The 22,913-nt window shown below is 35.2% G+C and carries 16 protein-coding genes; 3 read left to right on the top strand and 13 right to left on the bottom strand.

Going from position 1 to position 22,913, the window contains the following annotated elements:
- Positions 1 to 1,040: 1,040 nt before the first annotated feature.
- The 9 genes from ABY905_RS04960 to ABY905_RS04920 form a co-directional block, all read right to left on the bottom strand.
- Positions 1,041 to 1,592, bottom strand: coding sequence for a 2-oxoacid:acceptor oxidoreductase family protein (locus ABY905_RS04960; RefSeq protein WP_372641168.1), 552 nt, complete (start codon positions 1,590 to 1,592; stop codon positions 1,041 to 1,043).
- A gap of 90 nt (positions 1,593 to 1,682) precedes the next feature.
- The gene (locus ABY905_RS04955) at positions 1,683 to 2,456 is read right to left on the bottom strand and encodes a thiamine pyrophosphate-dependent enzyme (RefSeq protein WP_372641166.1); all 774 of its coding nucleotides are present in this window, start codon (positions 2,454 to 2,456) and stop codon (positions 1,683 to 1,685) included.
- Positions 2,457 to 2,459: 3 nt separating this feature from the next.
- Positions 2,460 to 3,545: a 3-methyl-2-oxobutanoate dehydrogenase subunit VorB gene (locus ABY905_RS04950; RefSeq protein ID WP_372641164.1), complete on the bottom strand. Its 1,086-nt coding sequence runs from the start codon at positions 3,543 to 3,545 to the stop codon at positions 2,460 to 2,462.
- A gap of 44 nt (positions 3,546 to 3,589) precedes the next feature.
- Positions 3,590 to 3,817 (bottom strand): ferredoxin family protein, encoded by a 228-nt coding sequence (locus ABY905_RS04945; RefSeq protein ID WP_125029775.1) that lies wholly within the window; start codon positions 3,815 to 3,817, stop codon positions 3,590 to 3,592.
- Between the two features lie 173 nt (positions 3,818 to 3,990).
- Entirely contained in the window at positions 3,991 to 5,307 is a 1,317-nt protein-coding gene (locus ABY905_RS04940; protein WP_372641162.1) for an aminotransferase class I/II-fold pyridoxal phosphate-dependent enzyme, read from the bottom strand.
- 212 nt (positions 5,308 to 5,519) lie between these two features.
- On the bottom strand, positions 5,520 to 6,035 hold the full coding sequence (locus ABY905_RS04935; protein ID WP_372641160.1) for a flavodoxin: 516 nt from the start codon (positions 6,033 to 6,035) through the stop codon (positions 5,520 to 5,522).
- Between the two features lie 128 nt (positions 6,036 to 6,163).
- Entirely contained in the window at positions 6,164 to 6,856 is a 693-nt protein-coding gene (locus ABY905_RS04930; protein ID WP_372641158.1) for an Mpv17/PMP22 family protein, read from the bottom strand.
- A 156-nt stretch (positions 6,857 to 7,012) separates the two neighbouring features.
- Positions 7,013 to 7,162, bottom strand: a complete 150-nt coding sequence (locus ABY905_RS04925; RefSeq protein ID WP_372641156.1) for a hypothetical protein — start codon at positions 7,160 to 7,162, stop codon at positions 7,013 to 7,015.
- 93 nt (positions 7,163 to 7,255) lie between these two features.
- The gene (locus tag ABY905_RS04920; RefSeq protein WP_372641154.1) at positions 7,256 to 9,319 is read right to left on the bottom strand and encodes an acetate--CoA ligase family protein; all 2,064 of its coding nucleotides are present in this window, start codon (positions 9,317 to 9,319) and stop codon (positions 7,256 to 7,258) included.
- A 554-nt stretch (positions 9,320 to 9,873) separates the two neighbouring features.
- Here ABY905_RS04920 and hydE point away from each other — a divergent pair.
- Positions 9,874 to 10,956 (top strand): [FeFe] hydrogenase H-cluster radical SAM maturase HydE, encoded by a 1,083-nt coding sequence (hydE, locus tag ABY905_RS04915; protein WP_372641152.1) that lies wholly within the window; start codon positions 9,874 to 9,876, stop codon positions 10,954 to 10,956.
- Positions 10,957 to 11,032: 76 nt separating this feature from the next.
- Here hydE and ABY905_RS04910 read toward each other — a convergent pair whose 3' ends face one another.
- A complete protein-coding gene (locus tag ABY905_RS04910) occupies positions 11,033 to 12,688 on the bottom strand; it encodes a M28 family metallopeptidase (RefSeq protein ID WP_372641150.1) in 1,656 nt (551 codons plus the stop codon).
- Between the two features lie 325 nt (positions 12,689 to 13,013).
- On the opposite strand from ABY905_RS04910, the gene ABY905_RS04905 reads away from it, so the two are divergent.
- Positions 13,014 to 16,814, top strand: a complete 3,801-nt coding sequence (locus ABY905_RS04905) for a two-component regulator propeller domain-containing protein (RefSeq protein WP_372641148.1) — start codon at positions 13,014 to 13,016, stop codon at positions 16,812 to 16,814.
- Between the two features lie 71 nt (positions 16,815 to 16,885).
- On the opposite strand, the gene hydG is transcribed toward ABY905_RS04905, so the two are convergent.
- The 3 genes from hydG to ABY905_RS04890 form a co-directional block, all read right to left on the bottom strand.
- Positions 16,886 to 18,325, bottom strand: coding sequence for a [FeFe] hydrogenase H-cluster radical SAM maturase HydG (hydG, locus tag ABY905_RS04900; RefSeq protein ID WP_372641146.1), 1,440 nt, complete (start codon positions 18,323 to 18,325; stop codon positions 16,886 to 16,888).
- 292 nt (positions 18,326 to 18,617) lie between these two features.
- Positions 18,618 to 19,907, bottom strand: a complete 1,290-nt coding sequence (locus ABY905_RS04895; RefSeq protein WP_372641144.1) for an OmpP1/FadL family transporter — start codon at positions 19,905 to 19,907, stop codon at positions 18,618 to 18,620.
- A 26-nt stretch (positions 19,908 to 19,933) separates the two neighbouring features.
- Positions 19,934 to 21,379: a DUF4270 family protein gene (locus ABY905_RS04890; protein WP_372641142.1), complete on the bottom strand. Its 1,446-nt coding sequence runs from the start codon at positions 21,377 to 21,379 to the stop codon at positions 19,934 to 19,936.
- A 293-nt stretch (positions 21,380 to 21,672) separates the two neighbouring features.
- Between ABY905_RS04890 and ABY905_RS04885 the strand changes: the two genes are divergently transcribed.
- Positions 21,673 to 22,701 (top strand): Kelch repeat-containing protein, encoded by a 1,029-nt coding sequence (locus ABY905_RS04885; RefSeq protein ID WP_372641140.1) that lies wholly within the window; start codon positions 21,673 to 21,675, stop codon positions 22,699 to 22,701.
- The last annotated feature ends 212 nt before the right edge of the window (positions 22,702 to 22,913 follow it).

The following is a 22,913-nucleotide window of genomic DNA, read 5'->3' as shown; positions in this document are numbered from 1 at the left end:
GTTTTTGTTTTCATTATAGTATGATATCGTTCAGTTCCGAATTTGAGACGTTTTTATATAAACCTCAAACAACTTGTTACCGAAACCTCTATGAAAAATTAGCCAACATCACGCCTTCTTTTTATCGAATGATAAGTTTGTACTTTTGTAATTCAATCTGACATTAATATTATTACAAAACTCTGTTCTTATCATATTTCAATCATCACTTCAACCAATACAATATTTACTATTAACAGTTATAATAGGACCTAGAGATCCAACTACGAAACCAATTAACTTTTATACTGTATTGTATAAGCAAGTTAATAAAAGATTTGTAAATATCATAAAATATTGATTTAATTATAAATAAGCGATTTTATGGATATCTACCTTTCTCCTTTAATGAGCTACAGAAAAGAAAATTAAACCGTTTTTCTACACCCCTCATCTTTTCAGAATAAAAAAAAAGCCAACAAAATTTCTTCTGTTGGCTTCTTCCTGTTTTCTGATTGCTAGTCCGAATTTGTAATCTGGACTTAGCGATTTGTAATCGCTTAACATGAAAAGGGGATTCAAAATCCCCAATTCCTAACCTGCATATTGCTAACGTGCTTCATGAACGAAGTGAATAAATATGCAGGAGCTAAGTTTTTTTTGAGGGTCTCTCTTTTTTAGTGAGGCTCTCAGTTAAGTTTAATAGCTGTGTAATATATAGTCATACCCTGACAATTACAGCTCGCCTATAGTCAGAATAAGACTTAGGCTCTGCGTTAATCAGCAAAATCGGCGGGAAACTAAATTATACTTTATAGCCATAGCCTGACATTTGCAGCTTGCATATAGTCAGAGCATGGCGAATGATGCATTTTTGTCAGCAAAAATCTCTTTTTTAAACGGGGATTCGTGATCAACAAACCACCTCCCCCTCGCTCACCCGGGTACTCCTCCTTACCTAAAGAGGAGAAATTAATTACTATAAACAGGGCACAGAAAAAGGGCAATCCTTACGGACTGCCCTTTAACTAATTGGAAAGTATTTGTTGTTGTTTATTTCTCTATAGAGTTATTACAGTTTCAACATTCTCAATTCCTTTTTGAATGGCTTCAATATTTAAAGGAATCAATTTATGATGACGCTCTGGCAAAGATTTCTCTAAACCTTTCTTAACATTATCAAGTAATACGATTGGCTTCACTTTAAGGAAACCGCCCATAATAATCATGTTGAAAGTTTGAGGATTCCCCATTTCAGTCGCTAAAGCCGCACCTTGAATTTTATAGATATTAATATCTTTTCTTTCAGGATGACGTGTAATACCGTTTGGATCATATAATAAAGTTCCACCTGGTTTAATTTCGTTCACAAACTTATCCATTGATTGTTGGTTAAGAATGATAGCTGTATCAAAGCTTTTTAATACAGGAGAACTGATACGTTCGTCGCTCAAGATAACAGTTACATTAGCTGTACCTCCACGCATTTCAGGTCCGTATGATGGCATCCATGATACTTCCTGATTCTGCATAATAGCAGAATAGCAAAGAATTTTACCCAATGAAAGCACACCCTGACCACCAAATCCTGCAATTATAATTTCTTCAGTCATTTTTTACAGTTTTAATCGATTATGGGATAGATCATTGATTGTACTAAATAATCTACCATAAAGTTAATCTAGCTCTATCCCTAATGAAATTTACTCGTCTTTTAAGGTACCAAGTGGGTAGTAAGGGAACATGTTTTCTTTCATCCACTCGTTAGACTTAACAGGAGAAAGTTTCCATCCTGAACTACAAGTTCCAACAATTTCGATGAATGAAATACCCTTACGCTCTCTGGTATTTTCAAAACCTTTACGAATCGCTTTTTTCAATTTACGAACCGCACCTGGAGTCTCAGCAGATTGACGGGTTACATAACGTGTACCTGGCAACATGGCAAGCATTTCAGTAATTCTCATTGGCTGACCAGTAGTAGAACAATCACGTCCGTAAGGCGTAGTTGCAGTTACCTGTCCTTCAAGAGTTGTTGGTGCCATTTGGCCACCAGTCATACCATAAATGGCATTGTTCACAAAGAATACAACAATGCTTTCGCCACGGTTACAAGCGTGCATAATTTCAGCACAACCGATAGAAGCTAAATCGCCATCACCTTGATAAGTAAAGACATATTTATCTGGCATTAAACGAGAAGTTGCAGTAGCCAATGCAGGAGCACGACCGTGAGCAGCTTGCTGCCAATCGATATCTAAATAATTGTATGCTAAAACAGAACATCCAACAGGAGAAACTCCAATGGTATCTTCCTGAATTCCCATGTCGTCGATAACTTCAGCAATTACTTTATGAATCACACCGTGAGTACAACCCGGGCAGTAATGCATTTCGTTATCTAAAAGAACAGAAGTCTTTTTGTAGACTACATTCTCTTCGTTGATTATATTTTTAAGATCAGTTGTTGTTGTCATAACTTATTCTCCTATAAAATTTCGTTCCAATGCTTCAACTACTTCATCAGGAGTAGGAATGATTCCACCATAACGTCCAAAATGCTCAACTGGCACTTTACCGTTAACTGCCAAACGAACATCTTCGACCATTTGACCAGCACTCATTTCTACTGCTAAAATTCCTTTTACCTGACCAAGCATCTCTTGGATAGCTTTAGTTGGGTAAGGGAAAAGAGTTATAGGGCGTAACAAACCAACTTTAATACCTTTTTCACGGGCAATCTCGATAGCCTTTTGGCAAATACGAGCACTTGATCCGTAAGCTACAAATATGTAATCAGCATCGTCACAATTAATTTTCTCGAAGCGAACATCATTTTCTTCCATTGCACGATATTTCGCTTGCAATTTATGGTTGAAAATTTCTTGCTTAGAAGAATCCAGATCAAGAGATGTAGAAATTCTACGTGCTATACCCTTTTTCTTTCCAGTAGTTGCCCAAGATCCAGACATCTTTTCAATTTCTTCTGCAGTCCAGCGAGGCTTGAATTCTGACAATTCAACCTTCTCCATCATCTGACCAATAACACCATCAGTCAAAATCATTGCTGGATTTAAATATTTAAAAGCAAGATCGAAACCAAGCTCAACAAAATCGTTCATTTCCTGAACAGAAGCAGGAGCTAAAACAATTAGCTTATAGTCACCATGTCCACCACCTTTTACAGCCTGGAAATAATCTGACTGAGCAGGTTGAATAGTACCTAAACCCGGACCTCCACGTACAACGTTTACAATCAAAGCAGGCAATTCAGCACCAGCTAAGTAAGTAATACCTTCAGCTTTCAAACTAATCCCAGGACTAGAAGAAGACGTGAAAATTTTCTTACCACACGATGCCCCACCATATACCATATTGATCGCAGCAACTTCACTTTCAGCCTGTACTACAACCATTCCGGTCTCTTCCCAAGGCTTACGAATCATAAGGGTCTCCATAACTTCAGACTGAGGTGTAATTGGGTAACCAAAATACCCATCACATCCACAACGAATAGCTGCTTCAGCGATCACTTCATTCCCCTTCATTAATCGAATATCTCCCATTACAAGAATATTTTTAAGATTTTCAGATTTTGATTAAATAGAATCTAGCTTGCCTTTGTTCTGTAAACAGTAATTACAGTGTCAGGACAAACCAAACCACAACTTGAGCAACCAATACATGCGGCTGCATTTGCCATATGAGCATAATGGTAACCTTTGCCATTTACGTCGCGTGCAAGTTCGATAACCTTAGTAGGGCAGGCTACAACACATAAGCCACAACCTTTACATTTTTCGGTATCAACAACAATAGCACCTATAAATTTTGCCATAGCGTTTATATATTAAGAGTTAATTTTAATTTGCTTGATAAAGGTAACAATTCAAAAGCACTTCTTCATGTTTCCCTTTCAATTCATCACAAATACAGGAAATTTACAATCAGTCTAAATAAATTGAACCCTTTTATTCGTGAATTCGTTACTTAGTGGTCCTGAATCGTCAACTAAGCTAATACCTGGTGATGCTTATGAAACTCTTTCAAACGAGATTCTAAAGCACCAAATTGACTTCTTGAAATCTGTGAAACACAAGCTCTAAGTCCTTCTTTCAAACTACCTGTTTCATTCAAGCAAATTGCTGAAATTCCATAGTATAGTAATTTCTTATTCAAAACGGGTCCCGTTAAACCAGGATAAGAAATTGTGAAGTAAAATCCATCAGCCAGAGGTAGATCAACATCAGTGCTATAAACCAACTCAAAACCATTGTCCATAAATAGTTTCTTCATAATCTTAGCTCGCTCACCATACTCCCTTACATCTTCAACAAAATTGAATTTACCCTCGTTAGCAGCTTTTAGCATACCATGTAAACCATATTGTGCTGAATGAGACACACCCGAAGATAATGTATAAATAATACGATATACAATTGTATAACCAAAACCATCGGTTCCAAAACGCTTCTTCAATCCTTCGTATCTTCTCTTGTATAGATTATCTGAAATACAAAGCAAGCCAATTCTTTGTCCTGCATAAGAGAATGCCTTAGAACTTGAAATCAGCAAAACGTAGTTATCGGTATATCTTGCTACAGAAGGTTGATAGGGTCCAACACCTGGCTGACTAAGGTCTACCCTAAAGTCCATTGCGAAATAGGCAAGATCTTCCAATACAATTGCATCGTATTTCGTAGCCATTTCACCAATTGTTTTCAACTCATCCTCATTCATACAAATCCAAGCTGGATTGTTAGGATTAGAATAAACAATACCTGCGATATTCCCTTTCGACATGATAGCCTCTAACTTAGCCAACAATTTATCTCCACGGTAATCGTAAATATCAAAAGTCTCATATTTCATTCCCAATACATCCATCTGAGTTTTCTGAACTGGAAAACCCGGATCAACAAATAGGATTGTATCCTTTCCTTCGGTAGCTGAGCAAACCGCCATAAAAGCTGCATACCCACCTTGCATAGATCCAACTGTTGGAATAATGCCCTCAGGTTTCATATCAACATTCATAAAGTTCTTAATGAATTTAGAACCTTCTTCTTTTAACACCTTTACACCTTCAAGCATTGGGTAGGCTGCTGCCACACCATTATCAAGGGCAGCTTTCTCTGCTTCAATACCGTATTTAGAGGCAGCCAGGCCAGGAACCCCCATTTCCATACGAATGAATTTATCACCACTCTCTTCTTCGATCATATTCACCACACGCACAACGTCACGTATAGTCGCCTCTTCCATCTTATCTATTTCACATAGAGCTAATTTACTATCTACTATTTGAGAATTTATGGGGGTTTTCATACTTATATTATTAGAAGTTATTATTTATAAATAAAGTCATTTTGATTCCACTACAATTTTACAAATTTCCCTTACAATTTAAAACTTATTCGGCTTATATAATTACAGTCTAAAGAAAGTAATCGTTGTAAAATTACCAAATTGGTAGTTAAAGACAAAAAAAAGCTCACTTTCGAAAAAGTGAGCTTTGCTTAACAAGATTTGTACTTGCTTTATTTCATTTCCGGGAGGATAATTTTCAACCAATTATCTACTCTTTGTTCTGTTAAATCGTCTTCAAAATCCTCATCTATTGGCAAACCAACAAATTTACCATCAACAAAAGCACGAGATTCATTATACTCATACCCTTCGTCGCTAACCTGACCAATACTTGTCGCGCCTGTTTTTTTAACAACTTCGAACAACTCTCCCATCGCATCAACAAAAAAATCGGCATATGCGATATGATCGCCTAGACCAAAGATTGCAATTTTTTTACCTTTTAAGTCAATCCCATTCATCTTTGGAAGGAATTGATCCCAATCGTTTCCTTCATTATCTGAAGACCAAGTGTGCTTTCCAAGTGTTGAAATACCTAGAATAATATTATCGTATTTTTTAAAAGCATCTGCTTCAATTTCCTTAACTCGAATTAAATCTACATTTTCGATTTTACTAGCAATTAACTTTGCTACTTTTTCTACATTACCCTCCTGAGGGCCGTAAAATAATCCAATTTTAGTCATATTTACAGTATAAAGAGATGAGACTTCAGATAAAGCATAGAGATCGAAAAAGAGATGATCAGCCTTGCTTTTTTATAAAAAAAAGAGGATTAAAAATCTATAATTTACAATCCTATACAAAGTTATAATTATTTAGCACTTTTCAAACTCGCAATAGCTAGTAATACCCCTAGAACAATTCCTAATACTGCAGCAAAAAGGACTTGATAATCGGGAGGTAATAAAAAGGTGAATGTATGAGCAGGAATCCAGAAAAAAGGAATCGTTTTTTTGAAAACAAAATTCCATTGTACACCCCAATCTAATTTTTGAAAGATATTTGAAAACTGAATAGGTTTCAAAAGACCAGCTAAAGATCCACCATTATCTATAATATGAATATCTGTGATTTTATGCAAAGTCATCATTACAGGTGCATAAATTAAGTTCATACATGCTGAAATAGCAAAAGCAACTAATAATTTATCTGCACTAAAAGCGCCCTTCATAACTTCAGTAGCACCTTCAAGGCCTAAGTAAGCAAGGAAAATTGGTGTTCCTGTTGCAAAAATCACAAAAGCCAACTTGATTGTTAATCCTAAAAATCCCCAAACAACAGCTCTGGGTAGAATACCAAAGCCTTTTTGGTAATAAGCGCCTGTTTTCATTCTCAAACCAATGACCTCACCTAAAGTTGCTAGTAAGGCAAACTTGACGAAACTGGTAACCATACCATGAGCTTTATTGAAGCCTACGTAAAAGTTGAACACCTCTTCTGACAAGAAAAATGGCAGAAAGCAGGTAATGACACAAAGGATAAATATTAGATCTTGTTTTTTCATTTGTTTATAATTTTAGATTTTGACCAGATGGAATCCGCCATTACAATCCTACTCCGGTTTTCTGGAATATTCTTGATGGCTCGTTTCATCTCTCAAAACATCATGCAAATGGGAATTAATTAAATACCCGAGACAAAGCCTCGGGTATTATCCAACTTATTTAGCTGGTTGTTCTGTATGGATACCGAAGCCTTTCTGTAATCCTTTATAAACGTTGCTCCAATTCAAAACAACAGCTATTAAAAGAATGATACAAAAACTGATCATCAGTTTTTCGTTTAGGCTTAGATCTTTAAACTTTCTCATAGTATAATGAGTGAATTAGTAAATATGAAGTTTGTCAATCTGAGAGACGCAAAGGTATCTTCAAATTCCGAACTAGCAAACCAAGTCACAGAATTACATGTCCTTCTCAATTCTAATACGAGCATCAACAGCAACAACAGCATCTTTCGATCCCAAAAGTGGATTTAAGTCCATCTCGAAAATCTCTGGAGCAACTGTCATTAAAGCGGCAACACGAGAAACAGCATCAGCAAATTTATCTTCATTTACTGGCTCTTGTCCACGCATCCCTTTAATGATACCATATGATTGTAATCCACGAATCATTTCGTGAGCTTCTTCGTTAGAAATTGGAGCTAAAGCTGCTTTCACATCTTTAAATACCTCGATAAAGATTCCACCCAATCCACACAATACCATGTGACCAAATTTCTCTTCACGCTTAGCACCAATAAACACTTCAGTTCCTTTGTGCTGAGAACACATCATTACGGCATATGTGTCTTGAATCTTAATCAAACGCTCGAATTCAGCAACCACAGTTTCTTCATTCATCACATTTAATACAACACCACCAACATCAGATTTATGAACGGGTCCAACAACTTTCATTACCATAGGGTAACCAATTTCAGTAGCCATTTTCTTAGCGGCCTCAACGGTATCGATAACACCCTCTTTTGAGCGATCGATTCCAGCAGCATCCAATAAAGCGTGGATTTTCTCTGGAGCTAAATAACCATTGTCAGCTTCATCAATAATTGCACGGATTGCTTTTTTATCAACATCAGGAATGGCAACATTTTCAGCCTCTGGCTTAGGAGTGTTATAAATCTTAGTCAATGCATCACCAAACACAACCTCATCGGGGAAGTTAATTCGGCCCTTAGCTAAGAAATGCTCAATCTCATCTTTCACATTGATTATAGATGGAAGGATTGGATAAATCGGCTTTTTGCACTGCTTCATTTTCTCATCCAACAAGTCGTAAACATCGTATACTGGGAATAAGCCCGGGCTACCAAAAATAACAGCCATCGCATCGATATTATCGAAATCATTCTCGCAAGCATCAATAATATCACCCAATTGCTGAGCTGTACCTGTTGCCAGGAAATCGATAGGATTTGCAACTGATGAACCTCCGTAAAGTTTCTCTAACAAAGCGTCAGCCTTAGGGCCTTCGATATGTGGTACATCTAAACCATTATTTGATAGCGAGTCTGTCAACATTACAGCTGGTCCACCCGCGTGAGTAATAACAGCGATGTTTTTTCCTTTCAACTCAGGATGCATAAAGATAGAAGCAACAGTCGTTAACTCTTCTCTACCAGAACAACGAACAATACCCGCTTTTTTGAAAAGTGCATTTACAGCGACATCAGGGCTAGCAAGAGCACCTGTATGTGAAGATGCAGCACGAGAACCCGCCTCAGAACTACCCGACTTGATGGCAGCAATCTTACATCCTTTGCGAATCAAAGAAGAAGCGTGCTTCAACAACATTTCTGGCTTATCGATGTTCTCGATATATAATAATTTAACCGAGCTAGATGTTTCAGGGTCGTAGCTCTCATCCATATGTTTAAGAATCTCTTCAACTCCCATTTGAGCTGAGTTACCTACTGAATATACGCTTGAGAAGGACAGTCCTTTAGGTACTCCTGATTCCATAATAAATACAGCGGTAGCACCTGAACCTGAGATGAAATCACATCCCTTAGGATCTAAAGATGGAATTGGCGTTGTGAAAATACCATTGTAATTAGAATTCAAAACACCAACACAGTTTGGTCCGATTAAAGAACCACCCACCGAGTTTACAGTCTCAACAATTTGTCTCTCGAGTTCAGCTCCTTCTTCATTCTCTTCGCTAAATCCAGCAGAAAGAATAATAAAAGCACGTGTATTTTTCTCTTCGGCTAACAATTTAATTGTTGAAGGACAAAATTTAGCTGCAATAGCTAAAATTGCACAATCAACTTCAGGTAAATCTTGAGGGTTCTTAAATGATTTGATACCCTGAACCTCGTCTAACTTAGGATTAGCTACATATAGGTTCCCTTTAAAATCACCATCGATAAGATTTTTTAACACCTTCCCTCCTGGCTTTTGTACGTCATCAGAACCTCCGATTACAACAATACTTTTAGGATTTAATAACTGTTCGTTTATCATTGTATATGTTTTTATATTTTGTTTCAAGTTTATTTTATTTAGAACCAGAGTTATAAATAATCAACTGCAATGTATAGATCCCTATAAATAGATTTTAGGTGAACTTTAATTAAAAGCATTCACTCTAAATCAAGTAATGATTCTTTAGAATTTCGGACAAATATAGTAAGAATCAATACTCTAAAAAGAAGAAACGGTAGGAAACTGTAAGCGAAAGCCTGTTTATTGGAGAAAAACTAATAATTTAGATTAGTTCTAAAACAAACGTTTGCATCTAATGAGATTTTCTTCAGCCTAAAACCAAGAATTCGCAGCTCTTTCAAGGAAATATCAACTTTATGAGCTTCTTATCAGTTTACGAATGACAATGTCCTTTATTAGAAATAAGATCTTCTTGATAAATTCCCAATAAACATATTAAAGAGTTTAGAGTGCGAATTTCCAAATACTAAAAAACTTAAGAGACTACTTGAAATTTTATCACTATTTTTGCCACTCAAACACATAAACATTGCATTTTATTAATGCCGTTTTGAAAGCCTAAGTCAACAAGCATGGATATAAGTTTCGATACATTATTGCAGAAAGATAGCTTTACCAAAGAAGAAATCATTCGACTTTTAAAAGCGAGTGGTGAGCAAGAGAAAGCATTATTTAAACGATCACACGACGTTAAACTCAAGCATATTGGGAATAAGGTTTATTTTCGTGGGCTGGTTGAATTCTCAAATATTTGCAAAAAGGATTGCTTATACTGTGGTATTCGTGCATCCAATAAAATGGTTAATCGCTACGATATTGCTGATGACCAAATATTAAAAGCTGCTAAGTTTGCTCACGAGCACAATTATGGATCTATGGTTTTACAGGCGGGTGAACGTTCAGATCCTGCTTTTGTAGATAGAATTTGCCAACTTTTAAAGGATATTAAAAAGCTCAGTAATAACGAACTGGGCATCACCATTTCAATAGGCGAACAAACTAAAGAGACTTATCAAAAATGGTTTGATGCTGGTGCTCATCGTTACCTTCTTAGAATTGAATCGAGCAACCCTAAACTTTATAGCAAAATCCATCCTGACAACAAAGAGCATGCTCATGCAACAAGGCTTGCCTGTTTAAAGTCTCTTCAGGATATTGGCTACCAAACTGGAACTGGTGTTATGATCGGTCTTCCTTTTCAAACCTACGAAGATCTAGCAAACGACATCCTTTTCATGAAAGAGTTTGATATTGATATGGTGGGAATGGGACCTTTCATAGAACATGATCAAACGCCTCTTTATGAGTATAAGGATGATCTAATGAATCTAAATGATCGATTTAGATTAACACTTAGAATGATTTCTGTTCTTCGTATCATAATGAAAGATATTAATATTGCTTCGGCTACCGCCCTTCAGGCTATTGATCCTCTGGGAAGAGAGAAAGCTTTAAAGATAGGTGCCAATATTATCATGCCTAATATTACACCAACTCAGGAAAGAGCTAATTACTTATTATACCAGAATAAACCATGCATTGATGAAGGTGCTGATGACTGCACAAACTGCATGGAGGCTCGTATTAATATGGCTGATGGTGAAATTGGATACGGTCAGTGGGGTGATTCTTTACATTACAAATCAAGACGTTAATCGACTCTAATATATAAAAAAGCGATCTCAGATTTAAAACCTGAGATCGCTTCTTTATTCTTATATCTTATCTGACCTAGTTTGCCATTTGTTTTTCACGTACAGCTTTAAATTCGGATCCTTCTTTCCATTTTGGAAAAGTTTCCTCATTTGCTAGCTTCCATCCAATTCTGAACATCAGTTGAGCATCCTCTTTGACTCCTGAAAGATCCCACCAGTCTTGATACTCATCAAAAGGTTTGTGATAATTATTAGCCAACCAATCTTTTTCCTTCTCAGACATATAGTCCTTTCCTTTCTCGATATGATCACTATTTCCCCGAGCAAATAAAGCTGGTACGCCAGCCTTCGCAAAGCTAAAATGATCGGCTCTATAATACATGCCTGTGTGAGGATTAGGATCTGGAAGAATATAGCGTCCTTGCTTCTTAGCCGCTTCTTCTGCATAATCATCAAGTTCAGATTGGCCATACCCTGTTACCATTAAATCTTTCATTCTGCCATAAGGTAACATCAAATCGTTGTTGATATTCGCTACTGTTTTATTCAGAGGAAACACAGGATGACTGACGTAGTATGCAGAACCATTCAAACCGGATTCTTCAGCCGAAGGTGCAAGAAATACGATTGAACGTCGAGGCGTTGGCATTGCTTTAAAGGCACGGGCAATTTCAAACATCCAAGCCAGTGAAGTCCCATTATCAACGGCGCCATTGTAAATACTATCACCATTCATCTTACGACCAATTCCCAAGTGATCCCAATGAGCAGAATACACGATACACTCATCAGATAAGTCGCTTCCTTTAATCATACCGATTACATTGTTGGTTTTGTCTTCACGATAAGAATTGCGAATGGTCATACTCATCTTTGTATCCAAAGCAAAGCCCTTAAAATCTTTCTTCTTAGCATCTAAGATGGCCTCATCCAAGTTCAATTTATTATCAACAAATATCTCTGCCGCAATATCATGAGTCAACCATCCTTCCATTGCAGCTCTGTCAGCATATTTATTTTCTGATTGCTGATACAACTTAGGTACCAAAGCCGAATTCAAAACAACTGACCAAGGATAACCAGCTCCTTTGGTATCGTGAATAATCAATAATGCCGCTGCGCCTTGTCTTGCAGCCTCCTCATATTTATAACTCCAACGACCATAATAGGTCATCTCATTACCTTTAAACAAATTATCATCACCAGAGTCGAGACCAGGATCATTAACTAAAACCAGAACAGTTTTGCCTTTTACATCTAGGTTCTCGTAATCATTCCATCCATATTCCGGAGCAACAATTCCATAACCTGCAAAAACAAGTTCGGAGTTTTTCAGCTCGATTCTCTCTTCTAAACGACGAGAAAAAACAACAAAATCATCTTTATAACGGATGTTTTTTTCTTTACCATTTGTATTAAAATTCATTGGCTTATCAACCCCAACACCTACTTCAACCAGGGGCACTTCTTGCAGATAACTATTCTCAACTGCTGGTATCAATCCTAAATTAGAATATATATTTGAGATATAATCAATCGTTTTAACCTCCCCCTCTGAGAATGGCTTTCTGCCTTGAAACTCATCTGATGCCAATATCTGAATATATTCTTTCATCTGATTTTCCGACATTTTTGCTTCAGCCTTTTCAAGTGAAAGCTTAGGTTGACAAGCAAAGCAGGAAAGAGCTAAGCAGGTAAGCAAGGTTCTTGCAATTAATTTAGTAGTTTTCATTTTTTAGCTTAAAGTTTTTCAATACAGGAAGTCAACTAACAATCTTATATGATCGATAAATAATAAACAATTTTATTAATTTAAGTTCAGTGCTACACATCAACTTCATCAATCATTTCGGTTTCTTGAGAACAAATGTATAATTTTTAAATGCTTAAAAAAATTTGTACCTTTTACTGCTTTTAAACAAAGCTTATCTCAATACAATAAGGGGTAATAAATCAAGTTGATTTCCATATGATTATTGGGGAGATCTTAAGACAAACTTAACCATAAGCTAAAACTGGCTTTGCAGATTTAAGCCATAAGAAAAAGCAATAACAATATGAATAACCCATTCTATAAAATATTACTTGGCCTCATTCTATTCTTACTCTCTATCGCAAGCTATGCTCAGCATTACAGCTTTACGAATTATTCTCTAGAGGAAGGTCTACCCCAATCTGAGGTTTCGTCATTGATTCAAGATAAAAAAGGAAACCTATGGTTAGGAACCAACGGAGGAGGACTCTCACGCTTTAACGGCCAAGAATTCTTTTCTTACAATCATAACCATGGTTTATCTGACAATAATATTCGATCACTCTTTCAGGATAAAAAGGAAAACATTTGGATTGGGACTAGTGTGGGCGTCAGTTTCTTTAACGGAATTGAATTCACTAATTTTAATAAAAATGATAGTCTTCCTGTTGCTCAATATATGAATATTCAGGAAGACAATAAGGGTAAGATATGGGCATTAGGATTAAAGGATAACCAACGTATTTTAGTGTATCTTGAAAATGGTCGTTTTCACAACGCAAGTAAATTACATCCAGAACTCAGCGAAAACAATAGAGTCTTTTCAATACTGAACGATCCTTCGGGGAAACTTCTTATCACGACACAAAATGCGTTATATGAACTTAAAGGCGGTCGATTAACAGAATCAATCCTAAACAACAATCCTCTTTTTAAGGATCAGATTATTATTCCCTCTTTCTTTGATTCAAATCAAGATTGTTGGTATCGTGTTTTTAAACCTGGGCATGGTATTGATATCTATAAAAGTAAAAATAACCAATTCACAAAAGTTGATCTTCACAACTCTATCAATCCACAAAATATTAATAGTATCAGTCTTGATTCAAAAGATCGACTATGGATTTGTATCAAAGAAGTTGGCTTAGCAGTCGTTTCGAATAAAAAGACAATCATTATTGATCAAAGAAAAGGATTAATCTCTCCTTACATCAATAGCGTTTTAGAAGACACAGAAGGTAATATTTGGCTTACAACAAGTGGAAATGGTTTAATCAAGTATGGCTCAAATAAATTTCTATCTCTCGATTTTACAAATATCATTGGCGGAAATATCGTATTAGCAACAATACAAGATTCTAAAGGCTATTTCTGGTTCAGTATTTCTGGTAAAGGAATTGTGCGTCATAAAAATGGAAAGTTTCAAGTTATCAATTCAAAGCTCCATCCTTCCATAAATAGAGTAATGGATTTTCATGAGCTGGACAACGGAAATATGCTAATAGCTTCTGAACTGGGCTTGTTAGAATACCAAAATGGTGAGATTACAAATGTCTCGAAAAAATATGGTTTCCACCCAAGAGCTATCATTACAGACATTTGCGCCACTGAAGATGGTATTTGGTTCGCAGATTTCAATCGTGGTCTGGTTTTTATTGACAATAAAAATAACAGACGTGTTATTAACCATGAAAGCCACAACTTAACGACGGAAAACATCTCAAATTTATTTGTTGATTCTAAAAATCGACTTTGGCTTTCTCATATGCAAGGCGTTTCAGTACTTGATGGGAACAACATTATAAACTATGATAAAAAAGATGGCCTTAGTCATGATTGGATACTACAAACATGCGAAGACCAATTAGGACGTATTTGGGCTGCCACATTCAGTGGAGGTGTCTGTTATTGGGATGACCAACGTTGGACAACTATTGGCACCAAAGATGGTTTGAGTTCCGACATTACCTATTCAATTCTCTCTGATCAGGAAGGTAATATTTGGGCTGGCACTCAAAATGGTGTCGATCGAATTTCAATAGATTTATCTGGAAACATTGATAAAATCCGAAACTACGATAAATATGATGGGTTTACAGGCATAGAAAATAATGGAAGTAGTAACTATATTGATTCGGATCAAAACCTATGGTTTGGGACTGTGAATGGTGCTATGGTATTCAATCCTAGCAACGATGATATTAATATTACCCCTCCTGTTATTCAGCTAACTGAGATCTATTTATTTTTCAAAAAAGTTAATTGGAGTGATAAAAAACACAAGAATACTTCCAGTGCAATCAGTCCTTGGTTTCCTATTCCTCAGGATCTGAATCTAACTCATGACATGCATCACCTCACTTTTAATTTTGAGGCCTTAAGCTATAAATCTCCCGAAAAGGTTAAGTATAAGTGGATACTTGAAGGCTTAGATAAAGAATGGTCACCCGTAACAAACAAATCGGAAGCCATTTATTCCAGAATTCCTCCAGGAACTTATACATTTAAAATTAAAGCTTCCAATAGTGATGGCATATGGACACCAAGCCCTTATGAATACACGTTCACAATCCTTCCTCCTTGGTGGTTAACTTGGTGGTTTTTATCTCTACTCGTTATCTTTCTAGCTATTGTGGTGTTTTTAACAATCAAAATTAGATTAATAAACATACGCAATAAGCAAAAAGTGCTTGAAATAATGGTCTTTGATAAGACTAAAGAAATTAGAGCACAAAAAACTGAAATTGAAAAGAAAAACGATGCCCTTGAAGAACAAAAGGAAGAAATTCTCCAACAGTCTCAATTCCTTCAAAAATCATATATGAACCTGATCCACTTAAATGATATTGGCAAAATAATTACGGCGAACCTATCATTTGAACGTATCATCGATTCTGCGTATCAGTCGATAAAAGAATTGATGGATGCTTCTATTTTTGGAATTGGTATTTACGACAAAAATAAAAAGGATCTGTATTTCCCAAGATTTAAGGACGATGGGAAAGACATCAATAATATCAGATTTGAATTAGACGATCCCAACAGACTTGCTGTTTACTGCTATAATAATGAAACTGAAATTTTCATTAATGATCTGGACAAAGAAGCTTCAAAGTACATAAAAAAAGTCGTTACGATTAACAATAGTCATTTACCCAAATCAGTTATTTATCTTCCTTTAAAAGTAAGAGGTAAAATCATAGGTGTTATCACAGTTCAAAGTTTTATAAAAAATGCCTTTAAAGAGTATCATTTAAGTCTTCTACAGAATATAGCTGTGTATACTAGTATTGCGATAGAAAATGCACAGGTCTTTCAGAAAATAGAACTACAAGCTAAATGGCTACAGAATGCAAACAACAACATTAGTTTGCAAAAAGAAGAGATACTTAACAAGAACTCTGAGCTGACTGAATTGAATAATGAAAAAAATCACTTGATTGGTATTATTGCTCACGATTTAAAGAATCCATTAACATCAACTATTACAATTGCTGAATATCTTAAATCACAAATTAAGACAAGTAATCATCCCGAAGATATAGAGAATATAGACTATATGCTTAATGCTCTAAACCGAATGAATATGATGATTACACGAATTCTTGATGTGAAAATGATTGAATCTAAAAGCATTAATCTACAACTAGAGAAAGTAAACCTTTCAAAATTGCTTGATATCGTGAATCAGAACTTCAAAGAGAAATTGGAACGAAAGCATATTAAACTAAATTTTGACCCTGCAGAAACCTATGTAAATGCAGATCCTGAGTACATGACTCAAGTTTACGAAAACTTAATCTCTAACGCTATTAAATTTTCACCTTCAAATAGGGAAATATGGGTAAAAGTTTGGGAAGATGGAGATAAAGTAAAAACCATGATTAAGGATGAAGGCCCTGGGATTTCAAGTGAAGATCAAAAAAGAATGTTTGGTAAATTTCAAGTTTTAAGTGCCAAACCAACAGCAGGAGAACGCTCCACAGGACTCGGTCTCTCCATAGTGAAAAAATACGTTGAAGCTATGGAAGGGAAAGTTTGGTGTGAAAGTGAACTTGGTCAGGGCAGTAATTTCATTATAGAAATGGATAAAGCAATAAGTTAAAATATCATTTCTTAAACGTAAAAAAGCCCGAATAAAACCGGGCTTTTCTATGATATATTATGGATAAAAGGCTAGAAGTATAGATCTCGTTCTCCTTGTTTTACTCTTTCAAGACGTTCTAATAATGGAGTAACTTTTAAACTATCCTTTTCATTAAGTCCTTCTATTTTAACATCAATCAATTTATAACCTTTCTCTTTTTGCTCTAATGTCGCATAATCTTCAAGATATTCTGCTAATGTTAAAATCGCATTCTGAGTGCAGAAACGTTTGATAAATCCGGGAACAGAAAACTCCATAAAATGCTCACCAGTTCTACCCTTACGATAACACGCTGTACAAAAAGATGGTAAATATTGCTTATCTAACAATTCATCAATCACCTCACCAAGGCTTCTTGTATCACCAATTTCAAATTGTTCATGATCTAAGTGCTGATCCTCATGGTTCTTTTCTGAATAACCTCCCAATTGAATATTGGTTCCAGCATCAATTTGCGATACACCCAACTTAATAACCTCTTCACGAATTTCTTTAGTTTCGCGAGCAGTAAGAATAAGACCAGTATAAGGAACTGCCAAACGAAGAATGGCTACCAAACGGATAAAATCGTCATCACTAACCTCAAACTTAGGATCGATATTGGTATCAGATGCAGACTTAACTCTTGGAAATGAAATAGTATGTGGGCCTACATTATAACAAGCTTCAAAATGATTCACATGACGAAGAAGTCCTAAAACTTCATATTTCCAATCGTACAAGCCAAATAGAGCTCCAATACCGACATCATCAATCAATGCCTCTTGTGCGCGATCTAAACCCGTTAAACGCCAGTCAAAATCACATTTCTGTCCACTTATGTGATATTTTGCGTAAGCTTCTCTATGGTAAGTTTCTTGGAAAATTTGATATGTACCAATAGCGGAATCTTTAACCTTTTGAAAACCTTCGATATCCAAAGGTGCTGCATTGATATTAACACGTCGAATTTCTCCAGAGCCAGATTTCACAGAATAAACGGTACGCACAGAATCGGCTATAAAGTCAGCATCATACATGGGATGCTCACCATAAACCAGAATCAAACGCTTTTGACCATTGTCTTCTAAAGATTTCACTTCAGATCTAAGCTGAGTTTCATTAAGGGTTGTACGTTTCTGCTTCTTATTTGAAGCGCGAAACCCACAATAAGTACAGTTATTTACACACTTGTTCCCTACATATAAAGGAGCAAAAATTACAATTCTATCGCCATAAACATTCTCTTTCAGCGTTCGCGCACCCGCCTTAATTTCTTCAATTAATTCAGGATCTTCCGCTTTTAATAATAGTGCAGTTTCCTGCATACTTAAACGGTTTTTAGACAATGATTTTTGGATTACAGCCCTCACATTCTCTTTTGTAGGTTCTGCCGTATCTAAGATCTCCCAAATTTCAGATTCATCGATAAAAGGTTTCATTCTTTCATCTTTGATTCGGTATTCTTGAGGTTTATAAATCATTTTCATTCTATAATCTTTTAGGTCAGCAAGCTTGTTTTAATCGAATAAAAACTAGGTATTCGATACTGCAAACATAGCTTAGCTGCATTATCATATGTTGTGTTGCATTAGTATGTGAAATGAAACAAATACTTGTTTAAAATCATTCCAAAATTAGTCAATATTATTCTTTATCACTTCTAAATTAGAGTAAGAGGTCCATTATTTTTTTATTATTAAAAAAACATGAATTTGAATAAAAAAAAACACCCGAAGACAAAGGCTTTCGGGTGTATATATTTTAAATCAAAACTATTGTCTAATGGTATTTACGCTTAACAAACCATTTTTCAAATAAGTTAATATCAACTGTAACCCTTGTAAAGTCCTCGCGAACCAGATTATTATTTGTTGTTCCTGAAATTCCAAATTCAAGGGCAACATTAATCATTCCTCCATTTTGTGCCATAGGGATACCAAATCCCAAACTGACTCCCATTGAATTTATTTTTTCATCCTCAACAGTGATATATCCAGTATCGTAAAATCCACCTAAACGATAAGTCATTTTCTTTAAGAATTTTCTCGCATACCCATCATTAGCCTTATACTCCATTCCAAGACTAAACTTACTACGATCTCTTAAAGAATTATTTTTATTGAAAACTTCTGTATCACTCCACTTCTCAAATAAATAATCTCCACCAATCCAGAAACGTTTAGCTTTGCTTAATCCAAAACCTAAACCATAACTTTCTGGAACATCAAACGAACCTTTATCAGTATCATCATGTCTAACAGCACCAACGCCGCTACTATAATTGGTGACTTTTGTAATTTGTTCTGCACCAACACCTAATTTTGGTTGATATTTAGCTCCAAGAGTAAGACCGTACTTCCTAAAATCCATTTGATATTGTGCTCCAAGGTTAAAGTAAATCCCTTTAGAAACTAGTTTTGTATTATTTTTATATACATACGAAGATCCAGCCTCCATAGTAATAATCTCATCTCTGGTATTGTTCCCAAATAAATATATCCCATTAATTCCCAATGAAAGATTCTTAGTCACTTTCACACCATTGGACCAAGTTAGCTGATTTAAACCTCCTGATCCTTTCAAAGAACTATTAATATATGATTCCGAACCGATTACTTTCTCTCTCTTAGTAATTTCATAACCTAAACTTGAGTAAGGTGAAACTGAAAAAGCAGTTGAATATCTAGGTGAAACCTTAAAACCAAAAGCAAGTCTTGTTAAGTTATAATCATTAAAATAATCGCTTTTATTTCCTTGATTCAGGTTAGTATACTTAGCAGCCATACCAACATTAAAAATAAACTTAAGACTATCAACTTGAGCCAAAGCCGCAGGGTTTTGAATATTCAAAACACCACCATCTCGATATGCAAGGCTTGTTCCGCCCATCGAAATACTATTACCACTAGCATTTTGGTTCAACTCACCTAGTCCATAATATGAATAAGGAGAGCTTGTGCTATTTTGAGCGAATGCTGAATTTGTCAGAAACAATAAGCTTATCCCTATAAACGCAATCATTTTTCTCATAGAATAAAAAGGCTTAACAATCATTCTCATATTCCACATATATATTTTAATTAAAATATTCGACATTAATTCTGAACAACGTAAGTTACCTTTAATTTTATCCTTGTATCTGATTTCTTATCATTATCAATAATCAAACGTTCCATAGAATTACCAATTAGACTTGGAGGTATACTTATTAGCAATGCATCATCATATTTTTGACCATTCAAAAGAATTTGATTCACATAATCTGTTAAGTCAAACATATAGTACGATTCATCAAGATATTTATAATTAGTAACGTAAGTTGATGTCACAATATTATTTGTTCTAGAATCGACAACACCACCAATAAATTTATTTTTCTTATCAGTCGTATAAAGTTCAAAGTTAGAAAATGGTAAAGGATAAAAATCTTCATCATAACTATTTTGCTGAGGACTAAAGACCAATTCCGCTTTAAGAATACCCCCAGTTAGCCCCATTTGATTTAAGTTTTCAATATGAGGGATGCTTATTTTAGTCATTAATCCTGTGCCACCCTGTAAGAAAGATAAATTATTGGTTTCAGTAGAAGGCAAATCATTTTCTAATTCATCTATCAAGCCAATTTTTTTCATATAATCATGTTCATCTGAATTAAAATCAGATGAATAATTTGAAAAATTCACAGACTTTTTATTAATAGGAAAATCATGGAATCGTGCTACACCTGCTTCTGTGTATTCGGTGTCACTGTAATATAAGCGCATTTTCATTCCTACACCTGTCTGATAAGAAAACATTGCGGTATTATTATCTCCTGCTTTTAATACAATTCCTTTAAAGTAAGTTGACCAGTCGTCTCCATTTTTAACAATATCACTCCCATTATTTACACTATCAATTATCTCAAGACCTAAAGCATCATCCATTTTAATACGAAGACCACCTTTTTCTGCTGAAGGATCTTTATCTCTCGCTTCATCAAAAATACTATTCACATATCTTTTAGGGACAAAAACAGAACTTCCAATCGCCTCTGCATCGAACTCTAACTCATCATCTGCATTATATGCATATACATTTTCAGGAAATTCGAAATCTTCGGTTACCCTATGGATAGATATACTTTGCTCTTTTAGAGTATCGCCGTGAAAATGATCATTAACACGCCCATTTACCATTGTACTACCTTGATGATACATAATGAAGATCAAGGAGTCAAATTTAACACCAACTTTATCCCCACTACTTAGGGTTCTAAGAGTAAATGCGCTTTGTAAATCAACTTCGCCGTAAAAATCCGATTTTATATTACCAAAATAAGGATCTTTATATTTTCCCAAGAGAACATTGCTATAGTTTGATGTAACAACAGAATCCATTTTCACTGTAGAACTATTAACAGTGAACGTGTCTATAGAAAACACCTCTGTAGACTTATCAATAATATTACTCCCTATTTCATGCTCTTCAAAAACATCAGAGTTGCAACTTGATAGTAACACAAGCATAGAAACAAATACAATAGATTTTATTTTTCTCATTCTAAATAGAAGCTTATTGCTGATCATATAAATAAAGGATAATCATGAACTAATATCATGTGATGATTTATAAGAAATTATCGGATAACGCACAAATGTAAATAAAATATCGAGATTTTCTAATCGCGATTTTTAATTGTTAATTTTTCGAAAGTACTCTGTATTTTTATGTAGAGAAAAACCAATCCTACTGATTTTTATTTATATTTGTCGTCATAAGAAAAAAAAGGACCTTCAATTTCTTATGAAAATTTAAATGTATAATCGTATTAATTATTATAAAATCATAACACATGAAACAAAGATTATTATTGGCATTTTTTGCATTATCTCTTTTTATCACAAGCTGTGGTAGTGATAATGGTTTGGATGGTAACTGGAAAAAAAGCGCAGAATATAGTGGATCTGGACGTGGTGGAGCAGTGAGCTTTACTATTGGTGATGATGTATATGTTGGTTTAGGCTATTCAAATGGAGATTATTTCTCAAGCTTCTATAAATACAATACAACTATTGATAACTGGACTAGTATCACTGAAAAAGTTGATGGAAATGAAATCGGCGTTTTCCCTGGAACTCCTAGACGAGAAGCCGTAGCTTTTTCTGTTAATGGCAAAGGGTATATTGGTACAGGCGTTGATGAAGATGGTGATAGATTAAATGATTTTTGGGAGTATGATCCTACGAAACCAGTTGCTGAGAGATGGTCTGAGTTAACTTCTCAATTCCCTGGAGGAATTCGTCAAGGAGCTGTAGCATTTGCATTTAACGATATTGCTTACGTTGGAACAGGTTATGGTGTTCTTGATGGTGAAGATCAGAATAACCTTAAGGATTTTTATAAATTCGAAAATGGTGTTTGGTCAGAGAGCTTAGGTTATGGAGGAAGCAAAACAACTGATGCGACTACATTTGTAATTGGTGATAAAGCCTATTTAGTATCAGGAAAAAACAATCTTGATAACGTATGGGAATTTAATTCTACATCTGAGACTTGGAAACAATTGAAAGATATAGATAAGGACAATGGTGCTGAAGACGTTCAGAGAACTAGTGCTGTATCATTCGTAATAGATGGTAAAGGATACATTACTACAGGATTAGGATCTAGCTCTAGAGAAGTTTGGGAATACAATGTAGCTAAAGATGATTGGGTAGAAAGAACTTCATTAGAAAACGAAGTGATTTCACGTGTTGATGCTATTGGTTTCAGCATTGATAACAGAGGTTTTATTGTTACAGGTTTGAATGGACAAACAGGCTTAAGCGACATGTGGGAATTTCAACCAAAAGTTGGAGAAGATGACGATGACAATGATTAAATAATCATTTAAAGACACAAAAAAAGCGCTGCAAAATTTGCAGCGCTTTTTTTGTGTCTTTATGGGAAATCCATAAGTTTCGAACTTGAAAATTCGATAAAAAATCTTTCCTTTTGTATATATTTAACATTCACATGTGAAAAAGTGTTAATGAAATTTTAATTGAATGTGGCACAAACTTATACATTGGCTAGAAACACATAGCTTATCTT

Source organism: Ancylomarina sp. (assembly GCF_041555295.1).
In the GTDB taxonomy this organism is placed as follows: Bacteria; Bacteroidota; Bacteroidia; order Bacteroidales; family Marinifilaceae; genus Ancylomarina.
The sequence above is the reverse complement of the archived record's forward strand: the minus strand, read 5'-3'. Positions and strand labels throughout refer to the sequence as shown.

Coding starts and splice junctions, on each gene's coding strand:
- ABY905_RS04960 (WP_372641168.1), bottom strand. CDS start 1,592: ATGACTGAAGAAATTATAATTGCAGGATTTGGTGGTCAGGGTGTGCTT.
- ABY905_RS04955 (WP_372641166.1), bottom strand. CDS start 2,456: ATGACAACAACAACTGATCTTAAAAATATAATCAACGAAGAGAATGTA.
- ABY905_RS04950 (WP_372641164.1), bottom strand. CDS start 3,545: ATGGGAGATATTCGATTAATGAAGGGGAATGAAGTGATCGCTGAAGCA.
- ABY905_RS04945 (WP_125029775.1), bottom strand. CDS start 3,817: ATGGCAAAATTTATAGGTGCTATTGTTGTTGATACCGAAAAATGTAAA.
- ABY905_RS04940 (WP_372641162.1), bottom strand. CDS start 5,307: ATGAAAACCCCCATAAATTCTCAAATAGTAGATAGTAAATTAGCTCTA.
- ABY905_RS04935 (WP_372641160.1), bottom strand. CDS start 6,035: ATGACTAAAATTGGATTATTTTACGGCCCTCAGGAGGGTAATGTAGAA.
- ABY905_RS04930 (WP_372641158.1), bottom strand. CDS start 6,856: ATGAAAAAACAAGATCTAATATTTATCCTTTGTGTCATTACCTGCTTT.
- ABY905_RS04925 (WP_372641156.1), bottom strand. CDS start 7,162: ATGAGAAAGTTTAAAGATCTAAGCCTAAACGAAAAACTGATGATCAGT.
- ABY905_RS04920 (WP_372641154.1), bottom strand. CDS start 9,319: ATGATAAACGAACAGTTATTAAATCCTAAAAGTATTGTTGTAATCGGA.
- hydE (WP_372641152.1), top strand. CDS start 9,874: ATGGATATAAGTTTCGATACATTATTGCAGAAAGATAGCTTTACCAAA.
- ABY905_RS04910 (WP_372641150.1), bottom strand. CDS start 12,688: ATGAAAACTACTAAATTAATTGCAAGAACCTTGCTTACCTGCTTAGCT.
- ABY905_RS04905 (WP_372641148.1), top strand. CDS start 13,014: ATGAATAACCCATTCTATAAAATATTACTTGGCCTCATTCTATTCTTA.
- hydG (WP_372641146.1), bottom strand. CDS start 18,325: ATGAAAATGATTTATAAACCTCAAGAATACCGAATCAAAGATGAAAGA.
- ABY905_RS04895 (WP_372641144.1), bottom strand. CDS start 19,907: ATGTGGAATATGAGAATGATTGTTAAGCCTTTTTATTCTATGAGAAAA.
- ABY905_RS04890 (WP_372641142.1), bottom strand. CDS start 21,379: ATGAGAAAAATAAAATCTATTGTATTTGTTTCTATGCTTGTGTTACTA.
- ABY905_RS04885 (WP_372641140.1), top strand. CDS start 21,673: ATGAAACAAAGATTATTATTGGCATTTTTTGCATTATCTCTTTTTATC.